At 43.6% G+C, this 13,861-nt stretch carries 15 protein-coding genes, 1 tRNA gene and 1 other RNA gene; 9 read left to right on the forward strand and 8 right to left on the reverse strand.

Annotated features, from left to right (window positions below; genetic code table 11):
• The 6 genes from P5Y91_RS06595 to P5Y91_RS06620 all read right to left on the reverse strand — a co-directional run.
• The coding region (locus P5Y91_RS06595; RefSeq protein WP_277839201.1) for a helix-turn-helix domain-containing protein at positions 1-324 on the reverse strand (324 nt) is incomplete at its 3' end.
• A 518-nt stretch (positions 325-842) separates the two neighbouring features.
• Positions 843-1,853, reverse strand: a complete 1,011-nt coding sequence (locus P5Y91_RS06600; RefSeq protein WP_031576934.1) for a YeiH family protein — start codon at positions 1,851-1,853, stop codon at positions 843-845.
• Positions 1,854-2,175: 322 nt separating this feature from the next.
• On the reverse strand, positions 2,176-2,589 hold the full coding sequence (locus P5Y91_RS06605; protein ID WP_081103087.1) for a helix-turn-helix domain-containing protein: 414 nt from the start codon (positions 2,587-2,589) through the stop codon (positions 2,176-2,178).
• Positions 2,590-2,685: 96 nt separating this feature from the next.
• Positions 2,686-2,758: transfer RNA gene (locus P5Y91_RS06610), tRNA-Lys, on the reverse strand.
• Between the two features lie 5 nt (positions 2,759-2,763).
• Positions 2,764-2,956: non-coding RNA, 6S RNA (gene ssrS, locus P5Y91_RS06615), on the reverse strand.
• 66 nt (positions 2,957-3,022) lie between these two features.
• Positions 3,023-4,294: a replication-associated recombination protein A gene (locus P5Y91_RS06620; RefSeq protein ID WP_037608262.1), complete on the reverse strand. Its 1,272-nt coding sequence runs from the start codon at positions 4,292-4,294 to the stop codon at positions 3,023-3,025.
• Between the two features lie 114 nt (positions 4,295-4,408).
• On the opposite strand from P5Y91_RS06620, the gene P5Y91_RS06625 reads away from it, so the two are divergent.
• The 8 genes from P5Y91_RS06625 to dtd all read left to right on the forward strand — a co-directional run bounded on the left by P5Y91_RS06625 (position 4,409) and on the right by dtd (position 11,233).
• Positions 4,409-4,879: a DUF3013 family protein gene (locus tag P5Y91_RS06625; RefSeq protein ID WP_003009881.1), complete on the forward strand. Its 471-nt coding sequence runs from the start codon at positions 4,409-4,411 to the stop codon at positions 4,877-4,879.
• Between the two features lie 53 nt (positions 4,880-4,932).
• Positions 4,933-5,475, forward strand: a complete 543-nt coding sequence (locus tag P5Y91_RS06630; RefSeq protein WP_031574862.1) for a hypothetical protein — start codon at positions 4,933-4,935, stop codon at positions 5,473-5,475.
• A 49-nt stretch (positions 5,476-5,524) separates the two neighbouring features.
• The gene (locus tag P5Y91_RS06635) at positions 5,525-5,959 is read left to right on the forward strand and encodes an NUDIX hydrolase (RefSeq protein ID WP_031574864.1); all 435 of its coding nucleotides are present in this window, start codon (positions 5,525-5,527) and stop codon (positions 5,957-5,959) included.
• Positions 5,956-6,429 (forward strand): GNAT family N-acetyltransferase, encoded by a 474-nt coding sequence (locus P5Y91_RS06640; protein ID WP_277839171.1) that lies wholly within the window; start codon positions 5,956-5,958, stop codon positions 6,427-6,429. The genes P5Y91_RS06635 and P5Y91_RS06640 overlap by 4 nt, the downstream gene beginning before the upstream one ends.
• 137 nt (positions 6,430-6,566) lie before the next feature.
• Complete coding sequence (prmA, locus tag P5Y91_RS06645) at positions 6,567-7,517, forward strand: 50S ribosomal protein L11 methyltransferase (protein ID WP_277839202.1); 951 nt, start codon at positions 6,567-6,569, stop codon at positions 7,515-7,517.
• 1 nt (position 7,518) lies between these two features.
• The gene (locus tag P5Y91_RS06650) at positions 7,519-8,262 is read left to right on the forward strand and encodes a 16S rRNA (uracil(1498)-N(3))-methyltransferase (RefSeq protein ID WP_277839172.1); all 744 of its coding nucleotides are present in this window, start codon (positions 7,519-7,521) and stop codon (positions 8,260-8,262) included.
• A 162-nt stretch (positions 8,263-8,424) separates the two neighbouring features.
• Entirely contained in the window at positions 8,425-10,644 is a 2,220-nt protein-coding gene (locus P5Y91_RS06655) for a RelA/SpoT family protein (RefSeq protein WP_277839173.1), read from the forward strand.
• A 145-nt stretch (positions 10,645-10,789) separates the two neighbouring features.
• On the forward strand, positions 10,790-11,233 hold the full coding sequence (dtd, locus tag P5Y91_RS06660; protein ID WP_150905184.1) for a D-aminoacyl-tRNA deacylase: 444 nt from the start codon (positions 10,790-10,792) through the stop codon (positions 11,231-11,233).
• A 21-nt stretch (positions 11,234-11,254) separates the two neighbouring features.
• Here dtd and P5Y91_RS06665 read toward each other — a convergent pair whose 3' ends face one another.
• Positions 11,255-11,908 carry a metal-dependent transcriptional regulator gene (locus P5Y91_RS06665; RefSeq protein WP_277839174.1) on the reverse strand — a complete coding sequence of 218 codons (654 nt, stop codon included), beginning with the start codon at positions 11,906-11,908 and terminating at the stop codon, positions 11,255-11,257.
• A 124-nt stretch (positions 11,909-12,032) separates the two neighbouring features.
• On the opposite strand from P5Y91_RS06665, the gene P5Y91_RS06670 reads away from it, so the two are divergent.
• Entirely contained in the window at positions 12,033-13,058 is a 1,026-nt protein-coding gene (locus P5Y91_RS06670; RefSeq protein WP_277839175.1) for a DUF3114 domain-containing protein, read from the forward strand.
• 281 nt (positions 13,059-13,339) lie between these two features.
• On the opposite strand, the gene tpx is transcribed toward P5Y91_RS06670, so the two are convergent.
• Positions 13,340-13,834 (reverse strand): thiol peroxidase, encoded by a 495-nt coding sequence (gene tpx / locus P5Y91_RS06675; protein WP_040802778.1) that lies wholly within the window; start codon positions 13,832-13,834, stop codon positions 13,340-13,342.
• Positions 13,835-13,861 lie beyond the last annotated feature (27 nt).

A 13,861-nucleotide genomic window follows, 5' to 3' on the forward strand; every position in this document is an offset into this window, starting at 1 on the left:
TGTTCTTTTCTGAGAAGTTGGATCAATATACAACTCATCTCCATCTTCTGTGTATAGTTGGTTGCCTCTTGTTAAGTAAAGTAAATCCTCTAAGTACTGTCCATCAGTTTCTAGAAAATCTTCGATGTATTTGACAGCTTTTAAAATCTCACTTACTTTATCAGAGTATTCATTAGATTCAAGAACACTCTTTTCTAACTCAATCTCTTTACTAGTTCCAAATAGTTGAGTTGGAGTTGCATTAAAATATTCTGCTATCTTATCTAAATTTGCAAAGGTAGGATAGCTTTTTTGTTTTTCGTAATCAGAGATGTCTGGAAAGATTGCTCATAAAAAAATGTGGGGCAAATGATGGGGCAAATCAGTTATAGACAAGCAAAAAAGCCTTATAAATCAAGGCTTTTTCCTGTTGATTTAGATGCCCCCTGCATGGATTTGGAAAGGATTTTCATATTGAGAGTAATTAAAAATATTGAAATATAAGTGATTTTAGGGAAGTACTTTTAGGTATTTCCAATGTCATGATTTAAAAATGGGGCAAAAACGAATGACTCTCATTTGGTTTGAAAACCTATAATATCTAATGATTATGCTATACTAGAAATATAGTGTTGTTATCAATAAATATCAGTGCGAGACTAATCGGAGGATAAAATGGAAAAACAAATTAATGAAAAAATTATCGAAATGGATAGGGAATATCCCTTTTTATTTTGCTTTAAATCAGATTTTTGGATGGAATAGTAGATGATAAGACAAAATATCTTTGAACATACAAAAAGACAAACGCCAAAAATGACGTCTGTCTACGTTCTGAGGTAGCCTTTAGGCTCCCTTTTTTCTTAGAAAATACCGATGAGTAATTGCATGCCAAGACTAGTCAGGATGATAGCAATCCAGCAAAGGGCTCCAAGAAGAATGGATTTTCCACTGGATTTGATCATAGCAACGAGGTTAGTTTTGAGACCAATAGCACTCATAGCCATGATGATGAGGAATTTGGAGAGCTGTTTGAGAGGTGAAAAGAAGCTATTGCTAACACCAAAAGAAGTAAGGACGGTAGTTAGCAGAGAAGCTAGGATGAAGTAGAGAATGAAAACGGGGAAGATTTTTTTAAGCTTTACTCCTTGGTTGTTGTCTTGTTGACGGCTTTGCCAATAGGAGAGGAAGAGAGTAATAGGGATAATAGCTAAGGTACGAGTCAGTTTGACAATGGTTGCAGATTCTAGAGTATTGGTATGATACAGACTATCCCAGGCGCTAGCTGTGGCTGTTACTGAGGAAGTATCGTTGACCGCAGTACCCGCAAAGAGAGCAAAACCTTCGTTGGAGAGATGGAGCCAAGAACCTAGAGTTGGAAAGATAAGAGCTGCCAAGACATTGAAGAAAAAGATAACAGAAATGGCTTGGGCTACTTCTTTTTCCTTGGCGTGAATAACAGGAGCAGTCGCTGCAATGGCAGAACCGCCACAGATAGAAGAGCCTACCCCAATCAAGGTAGCTAGCTTTGTATCCATGTTAAAAAATCGTTGGAAAAAGAAAGCAATAATTAAAGCGATAGAAATAGTCGAAAGGATGACAGGAAGGGAAGATTTTCCAACTGCGAAAACTTGAGAGATATTGAGTCCAAAACCAAGTAAGATAACAGCATACTGAAGCAATTTTTTGGAGCTATAAGTCAAACCAGCATCCAGTTGTTTATAGGGAGTGAGAAAGGGGTAGAGAATCATTCCGATAAAAATGGCGAAAACAGGTGCTCCCACAACAGGCAGAAAGCCTCCTAAAACCCAAGAGATGATAGAAATGATCAGACAGGCTAACAGTCCTGCCCAATTTTTTGATAGAAATGACATAAAAACCTCCGAAAATAAATACCCCTTATTATAATCTTATTTATCAGAAAAGTAAAATAGAAAATAGAAAGTAGGAATAAGGTAGTAAATTAACGGAATTTTGCGGTCAGAGAGCTTTTTGTAATATAATAGATATATGTTCTTTGATCAATAAGGATGCAAATGTGGCATATGTTATTGAAAAAAATGAATTTGATGAGCCTGGACATGTGAAGTAATTATGTGAGATAAGAAAATAAATAAGAGAGTTGAAAATGTACTGATCCCAAAAGTTAGATTTTTTTCTGTCTAACTTTTGGGATCAGTACATATCCTCGCTTTTTTAATCTAATAGGTCCTTATTTTCAATTAAGAGTTCTAGTGGGGATTTATCTCTTGCTACAATAAAACCAGGTTCATATTGGTTATGAAATGTTCTTTTCTGAGAAGTTGGATCAATATACAACTCATCTCCATCTTCTGTGTATAGTTGGTTGCCTCTTGTTAGGTAAAGTAAATCCTCTAAGTACTGTCCATCAGTTTCTAGAAAATGTTCGATGTATTTGACAGCCTTTAAGATCTCACTTACTTTATCAGAGTATTCATTCGATTCAAGAACACTCTTTTCTAATTCAATCTCCTTACTTGTTCCAAAAAGTTGAGTTGGAGTTGCATTAAAATATTCTGCTATCTTATCTAAATTTGCAAAGGTAGGATAGCTTTTTTGTTTTTCGTAGTCAGAGATGTCTGGAAAGATTGCTCATAAAAAAATGTGGGGCAAATGATGGGGCAAATCAGTTATAGACAAACAAAAAAGCCTTGTAAATCAAGGCTTTTTCCTGTTGTATGTAGATGCCCCCTACAGGGCTCGAACCTGTGACCCATAGATTAAGAGTCTACTGCTCTACCAACTGAGCTAAGGAGGCAAATATAAAAAGCTGTATTGGTGCCGATACTTCACGATTTGTATTGAACCCGCGCAATTAAGCAGGTGGGCAACTCGCTCTGACTTAGCTGCTTCCGCGTGAAACGGCCTGCATACTGCCAGAAGTCTTTTGTTTCCCTAATAATACAAAAAATAGTCGGTCAACACTTAAGTGTGAAGTCGTACACCACAGCGTTTCTATATGTATATGATACCACATTTTGAAAATATTTCAAGGAAAAATCTCAATTTTTTGAAACCGATGTCACTTTTTCTTAAATTGATCAATCTTCTCCTTGGTGGCTCCGAGAGCACGCTCGTACTTGCCATTTTCATTGGGAATAAAGTAGGAAGCGTGTTTGAGCTTGTCTGGCAAGTAGTCCTGATTGACCCAGTTGCCAGGGTAGTTGTGAGGGTATTTATAGTTTTGCGCATTTCCCAGTTCCTTGCTTCCAGCATAATGACCATCGCGGAGGTGGCGAGGAATAGGAAGGTTGCCAGAACTTCTAAGATCAGCCAGCGCCTTGTCCATGGCAACGTAGGCTGAGTTGGATTTCGGCGAAAGGGCTAGATCGATGACGATGTTGGCGATGAGAATGCGGGCCTCAGGAAAGCCGATGCGCTCAGCTGCTTGTAACGCTGTCACGGTATGAATCTGCGCATCTGGATTGGCCAGACCGATATCCTCATAAGCGATGACAGTCAAGCGACGAGCTAGGCTGGGTAGATCTCCGGCTTCGATCAAACGAGCTGCATAGTGGAGACTAGCATCGACATCCGAACCACGGATAGATTTTTGCAGAGCAGAGAGCACGTCGTAGTGGCCGTCTCCATCTTTGTCCATGGTGATGTAGCTGCGCTGGAGACTGTTTTCCATGATCTCTAGCGTAATATGGCGAATTCCTTCTGCATTTTCAGAGGTCGACAGCACCGCCAGATCGAGAGAATTAAAGGCAGAGCGAAGATCTCCATTGGTTGAGGTAGCGATGAAATCCAAAGCGTCCTCATCGAGCACGACTGGAAAATCAAAGCCACGGTCGGGATCATCCAGCGCCGTTTTTAGAGCTTGCTTGACCTCCTCCGTCGTCAACGGTTCCAGCTCAAAGATTTGTACGCGGCTACGAATAGCGGGTGTGACAGAGAAAAAGGGATTTTCAGTCGTTGCACCGATCATGATGACAAGACCACTTTCGAGCAAAGGCAGGAGAAAATCTTGCTTGGTTTTATCGAGGCGATGGATCTCGTCCAAGAGCAGGACCAAGCCACCAGAAAATTTGGCCTCCTCTGCGATTTCTTGTAGGCGTTTTTTACTGTCAACTGTTGCATTAAAGGTCCGAAAGGCATACTTAGTCGTTCCTGCGATCGCAGAAGCAATACTGGTCTTTCCGATCCCCGGAGGTCCATAGAGAATCATAGAGGACAGACGATTGGCCTCGACCATGCGACGAATGATTTTGCCTTCTCCAACCAGGTGCTGTTGACCGATGACTTGATCGATCGTTCGTGGTCGCATACGGAGTGCGAGATTGTCGGGCATTTCCTTCTCCTTTCTAGCTTTGTCTCCTTTCAAAGAGGCGGTTTTTATGGTAAGATTGTAGTAACTATTGTATCATATTCCGCTCTAAGAGTGGGAAATTAGAAAGAGGACGCTATGTCTAAATACGGATTTTTGGATGTTTTAGAAGAGGAGATGGACAAGGTTTTTCCTTTTGATTTTGAGATCAATTGGGATAAGAAAAACCATGCGGTAGAAGTGGCTTTTCTCTTGGAAGCACAGAATACGGGAGGGGTTGCCCTGGTTGATGAAGCAGGCGAAGAATCTGATGAGGATATCTTCTTTGAAGAAGCCGTGCTCTTCTACAATCCAGCCAAGTCTCATGTGGAGGAAGATGCCTATTTAACAGCGATTCCTTATGAGCCTAAAAAAGGCTTGTCTCGTGAGTTTCTAGCCTATTTTGCGACTTTCCTTCGAGATACAGCCGAGCTGGCCTTGGATGAGCTCATGGATTTCTTGGCAGACGAAGAAGCAGAGAGCTTTGAGATCGTCTGGAACCAAGAAGTTTTTGAAGAAGGCAAAGTTGGCCTAGAAGAAAGCACCTTTTATCCCTATCCGAGATATTAGAAAAGATTCTAAGTGTTTTTTTGAATACTGGATTCAAGGAGAAGGGGAAAACTATGCTAGAAAAAGTCAAACAGTTTTTCAGGAGAAGGTCAGATAAATCTGAGCAATCAGTTTGCATTCTGCCCCGCAATCGCTTTGCGAATTTAGATTTTGAGCGAGTATTGAAGTCAGGAACTCGTTGTTGTGTTGATGAAGATGGGCACTATGTTGAGGATGGTAAAATCACATTATTTGAATTTTCTATAGACTTTGCAGAATTTGAGTTCATAGGTGATTTCAAAATTGAGGAGGAAGATCAGTTTAAGCAACTATTAGCTCGTTTGAATAGTTTTGACAATGCCATTCAGTCCCATTTGGAAAGCGAGTTGCAACAACCCATCCCTCAGTATGCTAAGGATCTAGGCTATACTCAGAAGAGGTGGGAGAAAACCTTTTACTTCCATCCTTGGATATTAAGTTTTGAGGAAAACCCGCCTAATCTTCGCTATGTTGCAGATTATGTAAATGATGAGTTTACGGTTTATTTTGCTAAAAAACATGGCAGATGGCAAGCATACTGGGATGCAGAGTGCCAAAAAGTAATCGAAGAAAGCTAGCTCGTATTTTCCTAGAGAGTAATTGTTATCATAGAAAAGAGTAAATATCATGGAATTATTGGATAGCAGAATGGATTTCCAAGGTTGCAAGATTGCCTTGATTTGTGGGGATAAGGTCTTGACTATCTTACGTGATGACAAGGACGATATCCCTTGTCCCAACATGTGGGAGTTGCCAGGTGGTGGTCGTGAAGGAAACGAAAGCCCTTTCGAGTGCGCAGCGCGTGAAGTTTATGAGGAATTGGGAATTCATTTAGATGAAGACTGTCTGCTTTGGAGCAAGATTTATCCTAGCGTAATCTTTAAAGACAAGCAATCGGTCTTTATGGTTGGTCAGCTAAGACAAGAACAATTTGACAATATTACCTTTGGGAATGAAGGACAGGCCTATAAACTGATGCCTATTGAGGAATTTTTGAAGTCTAAACAGGCAGTGCCTCAGCTACAGGGGAGATTGAGGGATTATTTGGAGGAAGGTTTATGATAACACTTGTTCGAGCGGGAGCAGAGGATTTAGAAACCATTATTGCCATTCAAAGAGCCAGTTTTAAGGCAGTCTATGACAAATACCAAGATGAATATGATCCCTATCTGGAGGATCGCGAGCGAATCAAATGGAAATTATTGGAGCGTCCCAATAGCTATTACTACTTTGTCAAAGAAAACGAAGATAAGATTGGTTTTTTACGAATTCATACCAATGAAGAGTTAACGGAAGCTTGGTTGGGGACCGCAGCGATTCTGCCTCCGTATCAGGGAAAAGGGTATGGATCTGAAGGATTGCGCTTACTAGAAGAGGAATTTTCAACCGTTAGACAATGGGATTTGTGTACGGTGTTACAAGATGCAGGCATGGTCGCCTTCTACGAGAAGAATGGCTACCATCAAACCCATATCGAGCCTGAAAAAGAAGGCATGGATATGGTCTACATGAAAAAATTGATTGACAAATAGAAAGGATGGTTCAGTTACATTTCTAAACTGAACCCGCCCTAAACACGGTGCCAAAAAGATAAACTTCTCTTAGACACAAACGTCTTCAGAGAGTTTCCTATTTTGGCTTTGTGTTTTACGGGCTTGGTATCTTAATGATGGAAACATGGCAAGAGTTAAAAGTTACAGTCAAGCGTGAGGGAGAGGAGCTGGTCTCCAACCTCTTGATTGAATTAGGCGCCCAAGGGGTAGCGATTGAAGACAGCATGGACTATGTGGGGAATGTCGACCGTTTCGGTGAGATTTTTCCTGAGGTCGAGCAGCAAGAAGAAATCGTGGTGACGGCCTACTACCCGGAAACGGTTGATGTAGCAGCGGTTGAAGCGGACTTGCAGGCTCGCTTAGCAGAATTGACAGACATTATGGATCTGGGAGAGGTTAAGATTGGCACGACTGCCTTGGCTGAGGAAGACTGGGCAGACAACTGGAAGAAATACTATGAACCAGCTCGCATTACCCATGACTTGACCATCGTGCCGTCATGGACAGACTATGAGGCCACTGCTGGAGAAAAGATTATCAAGCTGGATCCAGGTATGGCCTTTGGAACAGGAACCCACCCAACAACCAAGATGAGCCTCTTTGCCTTGGAGCAGGTTCTCCGTGGTGGGGAAACGGTATTAGATGTAGGGACTGGTTCCGGTGTCCTTTCTATTGCTAGCTCGCTTCTTGGCGCTAAGGAAATCTTTGCCTATGACTTGGATGACGTAGCGGTTCGCGTCGCTCAGGAAAATATTGAGCTCAATCCGGGTATGGAAAACATTCATGTAGCCCCAGGCGATTTGCTTAAAGGCGTGGAGATTGAGGCAGATGTCATCGTGGCCAATATCTTGGCGGATATCCTGATCCATCTGACAGAGGATGCTTATCGTTTGGTCAAGGATGAAGGTTACCTGATCATGAGTGGTATTATCAAGGACAAGTGGGACATGGTGCGTGAGTCGGCTGAGTCGGCTGGATTTTTCCTTGAAACCCACATGATCCAAGGGGAATGGAATGCCTGCGTCTTCAAGAAGACCAAGGATGTCTCCGGTGTGATTGGAGGCTAGCATGCAGCAGTATTTTGTAAAAGGCTTGGCTAGCTCACCTGTGACCATAGAGGACAAGGAAAACAGCAAGCACATGTTTCAGGTCATGCGCTTAAAAGAAGATGATGAGGTGACTTTAGTTTTTGATGATGGGATCAAGCGCTTGGCGCGCGTGGTCAATGTAGAATCCCGTCAGTTGGAGCTAATCGAGGAATTAGTTGACAATGTGGAACTGCCAGTCCAAGTGACCATTGCATCAGGCTTTCCCAAGGGAGACAAGCTGGAGTTCATCACTCAGAAAGTAACGGAACTGGGTGCCAGCCAGATTTGGGCCTTCCCTGCAGGCTGGTCAGTCGCCAAGTGGGATGGCAAGAAGTTGGGTAAAAAGGTCGAAAAACTAGAAAAAATTGCCCTTGGAGCAGCCGAGCAAAGCAAGCGGAATTTGGTCCCAAGCATTACCCTTTTTGAGAAAAAGGCAGACTTTCTGGCTCAGTTCGACCAGTTTGACCGGATCGTGGTGGCCTATGAAGAGTCAGCTAAAGAAGGTGAGGTGGCAGCTTTACTTCAGTCGCTGACAGGATTGGAAGCTGGAAGTAAACTGCTCTTGATCTTTGGACCAGAGGGTGGTCTATCCCCTGCAGAAATTGAAAGTTTTACAGCTAAAGGAGCAGTCCTTGCAGGACTTGGGCCTCGCATCCTACGAGCAGAAACAGCCCCACTCTATGCTCTCAGCGCCGTGAGTGTTGTTACAGAATTAATGAACTAACGAAGTGAAGAAATCGCTTCGTTAGTTTTTTTACAAGAATGATGAAAGCAAGGTGGATCCCAGAATGATCTTCGAGAAGTATCCGTATATTAAAGTAGCTTCATTGGTTCCCATCTGCTTCTAAAAGTGTTAAAATAGTATCCAAGAAACTGGAGAAAATACATGCCGAAAGAAGAGAATTTAACAGGGGACCAAGTCGTTGCCCTTACAAAAAAATATTTATCACCTGAAGATGTTGCTTTTGTGCAAAAGGCTTTGGTCTATGCTGTTGATTGCCATAATGGGCAATTCCGTCAGTCTGGCGAGCCTTATATCATCCACCCAATTCAAGTAGCAGGAATCCTTGCCAAGCTGAAACTGGATGCTGTGACGGTCGCCTGTGGCTTTTTGCATGATGTCGTAGAAGATACGGATGCGACTTTAGATGATTTAGAGCGCGAATTTGGTCATGATGTGCGCGTGATTGTCGATGGGGTGACCAAGCTCGGGAAGGTCAAGTACAAGTCCCATGAAGAGCAGTTGGCGGAAAACCATCGCAAGATGCTCATGGCCATGTCTCAAGATATCCGTGTCATTTTGGTCAAATTGGCTGACCGCTTGCATAATATGCGTACCCTCAAGCATTTGCGCAAGGATAAGCAAGAGCGCATTTCGCGTGAGACCATGGAGATCTATGCACCACTAGCTCACCGTCTCGGGATTTCCAGCGTCAAATGGGAACTTGAGGATTTGTCCTTCCGTTATCTGAATGAAGTCGAATTCTACAAGATTTCCCATATGATGAAGGAAAAACGTCGCGAGCGAGAAGAGTTGGTGGAAGAGGTTGTCCACAAGATTGAGACCTATGCTGGGGAACGCCATCTGCATGGAAAAATTTATGGTCGCCCAAAGCACATCTACTCGATCTATCGCAAGATGCAGGATAAAAAGAAACGCTTCGATGAAATCTATGACTTGATTGCCATCCGCTGTATCCTGGATACTCCAAGCGATGTCTATGCTATGCTGGGCTACATCCATGAGCTCTGGAAGCCAATGCCGGGGCGTTTTAAGGACTATATTGCCAACCGGAAGGCCAATGGTTACCAGTCCATCCATACGACTGTCTACGGCCCTAAAGGACCGATTGAGTTCCAGATCCGAACCAAGGAAATGCACGAGGTTGCTGAGTACGGGGTTGCTGCTCACTGGGCCTATAAGAAGGGGATCAAGGGTCAGGTTAACAGCAAGGAATCTGCCATTGGGATGAACTGGATTAAGGAGATGATGGAACTCCAAGACCAGTCAGGCGATGCCAAGGAATTCGTAGAAAATGTAAAAGAAGACATTTTAGCAGAAGAAATTTATGTCTTCACACCAGACGGAACCGTGCGCTCGCTTCCGAAAGATTCTGGACCAATCGATTTTGCCTATGAAATCCATACCAAGGTTGGGGAAAAAGCGATTGGTGCCAAGGTCAACGGCCGGATGGTGCCCCTCAATACCAAACTTCGGACAGGAGATCAGGTGGAGATTATCACCAATGCCAATTCCTTTGGTCCGAGCCGTGACTGGCTGACCCTTGTTAAAACTAGCAAGGCGCGTAACAAAATCCGTCAATTCTTTAAAAATCAAGACAAGGAATTGTCGATTAACCGTGGCCGTGACCTCTTGATGGCCCAATTCCACGAGCATGACTTGGTAGCCAATAAGTTCATGGACAAAAAGCACATGGACAAGGTCTTGCAAAAGACCAGTTACAAGACCGAAGAGGCCTTGTTTGCAGCCATCGGTTTTGGAGAAGTGGGAGCTATTTCTATCTTTAACCGTTTGACGGAAGAAGAGCGTCGCGAAGAGGAAAAAGCTAAGGCGCGTGCGGAAGCTGAAGAGCTGGTCAAAGGTGGCGAGGTCAAGGTTGAAAATAAAAAAGATACCTTGAAGGTCCGTCATGAAGGTGGCGTGGTTATCCAAGGCGCTTCTGGCCTCTTGATTCGGATTGCTAAGTGCTGTAACCCAGTTCCAGGCGATGAAATTGTCGGCTACATCACCAAAGGGCGCGGTGTTGCCATTCACCGCAGAGACTGTATGAATCTTCGCGCTCAAGACAACTACGAGCAACGCTTGATTGATGTAGAATGGGAAGATAACAACACGACCAAAGACTATATCGCCCACATCGATATATACGGACTCAACCGTGCGGGACTTCTGAACGATGTACTCCAAGTCCTCTCCAATACAGCTAAGATGATCTCAACTGTCAATGCCCAACCAACCAAAGACATGAAATTTGCCAATATCCACATTTCCTTTGGGATTCCGAACCTATCGATGTTGACAACGGTTGTGGATAAGATTAAGAGTGTGCCGGAGGTGTACTCTGTTAAGCGTACTAACGGCTAGTCTTCTGCGAAAATCGACTTCATACTGCGTTAATTTCGACTGGTCTAACTATAGTTATGCCTGCGTCTCACTGCCTTGTCTGTGGTTGATGTTCTTTCAAGGGTAGCAGTGAATGCTCGATAGATTTATAAAATAGGATGGTAAAATGAAATTAGTGATTCAACGGGTCAAGAGTGCCTCGGTTTCCATTGATGGTCAAGTCTACAATGCGATCCAGCAAGGCTTGCTACTCTTAGTGGGAGTAGGACCTGAGGATGACCAGAAGGATTTAGATTATGCGGTCCGCAAGGTATCGCAGATGCGTATTTTCTCAGATGAGGAAGATAAGATGAATCTTTCGGTCAAAGATATCCAAGGAGAAATCTTGTCGATCTCTCAATTTACCCTCTTTGCGGAGACAAAAAAAGGCAACCGTCCTGCTTTTATAGGGGCTGCCAAGCCAGATATGGCCAGTCAGTTATATGATGCCTTTAATGATCAATTAGAAAAAGAAGTCCCAGTCAAACGAGGGATCTTTGGAGCCGATATGGCGATTGAATTGATCAATGATGGTCCGGTGACGATTTTGCTAGATACAAAAAATCCATAAGTAAGAAAACATGCAGTCGGGTTAGACTGCATGTTTTTCGATATAGAGTTGTTGGGCGATCACTTGGTTGATAGAAATTTCTTGTTCATGTATAACGAAGTGATAGAGGCCTGTGTAGTCATCATACCGTTGAAACGCGATGGTATCGCCAATCTGGAGATGGATCTGGTCTAAGAATTTTAACAATTCATAGGTGTCATAGACCCTTTGCAGAATATACAGACCAGGTTGGGTCGTTTCACTGAGACGGTCTTGGTAGGCTTCGACAAGCCTTTCACCTTTCTTTGGAATTGTCCCACCATGAGGGCAGGTCTTAGGATTTCCAAGCATGTGATCCAGCCGGTCGATGAAATGTTCAGAAACGGTATGCTCGAGAACTTCTGCCTCTTCATGGACTTCTTCAGTTGTGTAGCCAAGATTTTTCAGCAGAAATACTTCGATCAAGCGGTGCTTGCGGTAGAGATCAGAGACCAATTGCGAGCCCAGATCTGTTAGTAGATAGCCATGGGTCTTATCTTTCACCAAGAGGCCCTCAGAGATCATGCGCTTAATCATCTCGGTCACAGCGGGTGGAGAGACCTGCATGCGACTAGCGATTTCTTTATTACTGATTTTTTCTACTTCTGTGCCAATTTCATAAATGCACTTGAGGTAATCTTCTTTGTTTGGTGTCATGCTTTCCTCTTTTCTTCGCTCACTTCTAGTATATCAAAAAAATCCTCAAAAACGCTAGTGGAGTAATGAGAATTGTCTCAAGCTCCAAAAGATGGTAGTATAGAAGCATAGAAAGGATGGCATCATGAACAGACGGGAATTAGCGAGACTAGGCTGGAGAGAGAATAGTTTAGCCTATCTAGAGAAGCACTTGCAGGGATACAAAGATCCGCAAGCCTACCAAGAACAATACCAGTCTGTCTTTTTCTTTGCCAGTCCTCTGTTTCAAAACATGTGGTTTCAAGAGATCAAGGATCTAACGGAAACTGCTGCCCAAGACTTGCTGAGGGGCGTTATGAAAATTCTCCTTATGCCGAGTGACCTGTCTGGAACTTGTGAAGAAACAGCCTTTCTTCTGAGTAGGATGGCTCCAGATTGTCCGCCAGGATCCGACTTTTGGACGGCTTTTTCACGTGTCGTGCAGGTCGCCTTTGAAAGGGATCCTTTAGCAGATCAGTCGGGAGATCAGCTCTTGAAACGCCAGGTTCACCAGTTGCGTTACCTACTTTCAAGTTACCAGGCACAATGGATTCGGACGCATAATGCGAGAGCTGGACAGACTGACGAGGAGGCTTTACAAGCTTACCTACAGGAGGCTAGAGCGGTCACGGTGGATGCTTATGCGGCTGCCCGCCTTCACAACAAGGTCTCCCTAGGGCCAGAAGGTCACCTTCATTATCCATCGGGAGCTCCCCAACAAGTCAATTTCAAAGTCTTGTTAAATTTTCATACGGAGTATATTCTCGACCAAGCTGGGCATTTCCTCAATGAAGTCGATCCAGTAGAAGTTTCTGAAAATGGCATTGTCAATGGTGCCAGTTTTAACTACGGGTTGGCTAGGGGCCGGACCCATAAGGACTTAGATATTGACCCCGTCAAAGCTTGGGACCCAGCCTTTCGCAAGCAGGTCCTTTATCGCCAAGGTGTTCGCTATCTAGCTCCGAAGAATGACCGCGGAGAGCAAGGTTATTGGAGTCGAAAAGGAGTCTTTGCACAAGGAGGCAAAAGCTATAAGCAACAAGTAGCACAGCGCGTGCGAAGTTTCCTCAGAGGCATCCCTCGCTTACGCTGGCGGGTCCTCCTCCAGAATGGGCTCCATCGGATTTTATAGCAACGAAAGAACTGTTATTTTACATAAAATAGCCTAAGAGATTCTTAAAAGAAGTTAAAACAGTTAAGTTCTTAGAGCTGATCTATCAGGTGATGAGCCTTTCCGCCGTGAGAAAAGTACTTGAAACATTGTTGTTTCAAGTACTCGGGAGTTTTGAAACGTTAGGTTCAAAACTAAGTCATGGAACTTCCTAGAAGTTCGCTGACGTCCGTACTCACTTAAGGAAAGTCTCTGAACAGATTTTGTAGATATAAAAAAGAGGTCGTAGACCTCTTTTTACTTTAATCAAGTGCTTTGACGGCTTCGATTGCAGCGTCGTAATTTGGTTCGCTGTTGATGTTGTCGAGGTATTCAACGTATGTGACCTTGTTGTCCGCATCTAGGACCAAGACAGCGCGTGCGAGCAAGTGCCATTCATTGATCAAGAGGCCATAAGCCTTCCCGAAGGAATGGTCGAAGTAGTCTGAGAGCATGATGGCATTTTCTATCCCTTCAGCAGCACACCATTTACCTTGGGCGAAAGGAAGGTCGACGGAAACCGTCAAGACCACAGTGTCCTCCATGTCAGAGAGGGCCTGGTTGAAGTGACGTGTTTGAGTAGAACAGATACCTGTGTCAATAGATGGGATCACACTAAGAACTTTTTTCTTCCCAGCAAAATCAGCCAAAGATTTTTTCTCCAAGTTAGGAGTGGTCAGTGAAAAGTCATGAGCAGTATCGCCAACTTGAAGTTGAGATCCGGTAAAGGTAACAGGGTTTCCTAAAAATGTTGTCATAGCAAAGACTCCTTTTTTCTTTTCATT

Origin of the sequence: Streptococcus taoyuanensis (assembly GCF_029589235.1) — a bacterium.
GTDB lineage: Bacteria > Bacillota > Bacilli > Lactobacillales > Streptococcaceae > Streptococcus > Streptococcus taoyuanensis.

Bases quoted from the DNA above. Each gene is read 5' to 3' on its own strand.
- P5Y91_RS06600 (WP_031576934.1), bottom strand. From the start codon at position 1,853: ATGTCATTTCTATCAAAAAATTGGGCAGGACTGTTAGCCTGTCTGATC.
- P5Y91_RS06620 (WP_037608262.1), bottom strand. From the start codon at position 4,294: ATGCCCGACAATCTCGCACTCCGTATGCGACCACGAACGATCGATCAA.
- P5Y91_RS06625 (WP_003009881.1), top strand. From the start codon at position 4,409: ATGTCTAAATACGGATTTTTGGATGTTTTAGAAGAGGAGATGGACAAG.
- P5Y91_RS06630 (WP_031574862.1), top strand. From the start codon at position 4,933: ATGCTAGAAAAAGTCAAACAGTTTTTCAGGAGAAGGTCAGATAAATCT.
- P5Y91_RS06635 (WP_031574864.1), top strand. From the start codon at position 5,525: ATGGAATTATTGGATAGCAGAATGGATTTCCAAGGTTGCAAGATTGCC.
- P5Y91_RS06640 (WP_277839171.1), top strand. From the start codon at position 5,956: ATGATAACACTTGTTCGAGCGGGAGCAGAGGATTTAGAAACCATTATT.
- prmA (WP_277839202.1), top strand. From the start codon at position 6,567: ATGGAAACATGGCAAGAGTTAAAAGTTACAGTCAAGCGTGAGGGAGAG.
- P5Y91_RS06650 (WP_277839172.1), top strand. From the start codon at position 7,519: ATGCAGCAGTATTTTGTAAAAGGCTTGGCTAGCTCACCTGTGACCATA.
- P5Y91_RS06655 (WP_277839173.1), top strand. From the start codon at position 8,425: ATGCCGAAAGAAGAGAATTTAACAGGGGACCAAGTCGTTGCCCTTACA.
- dtd (WP_150905184.1), top strand. From the start codon at position 10,790: ATGAAATTAGTGATTCAACGGGTCAAGAGTGCCTCGGTTTCCATTGAT.
- P5Y91_RS06665 (WP_277839174.1), bottom strand. From the start codon at position 11,908: ATGACACCAAACAAAGAAGATTACCTCAAGTGCATTTATGAAATTGGC.
- P5Y91_RS06670 (WP_277839175.1), top strand. From the start codon at position 12,033: ATGAACAGACGGGAATTAGCGAGACTAGGCTGGAGAGAGAATAGTTTA.
- tpx (WP_040802778.1), bottom strand. From the start codon at position 13,834: ATGACAACATTTTTAGGAAACCCTGTTACCTTTACCGGATCTCAACTT.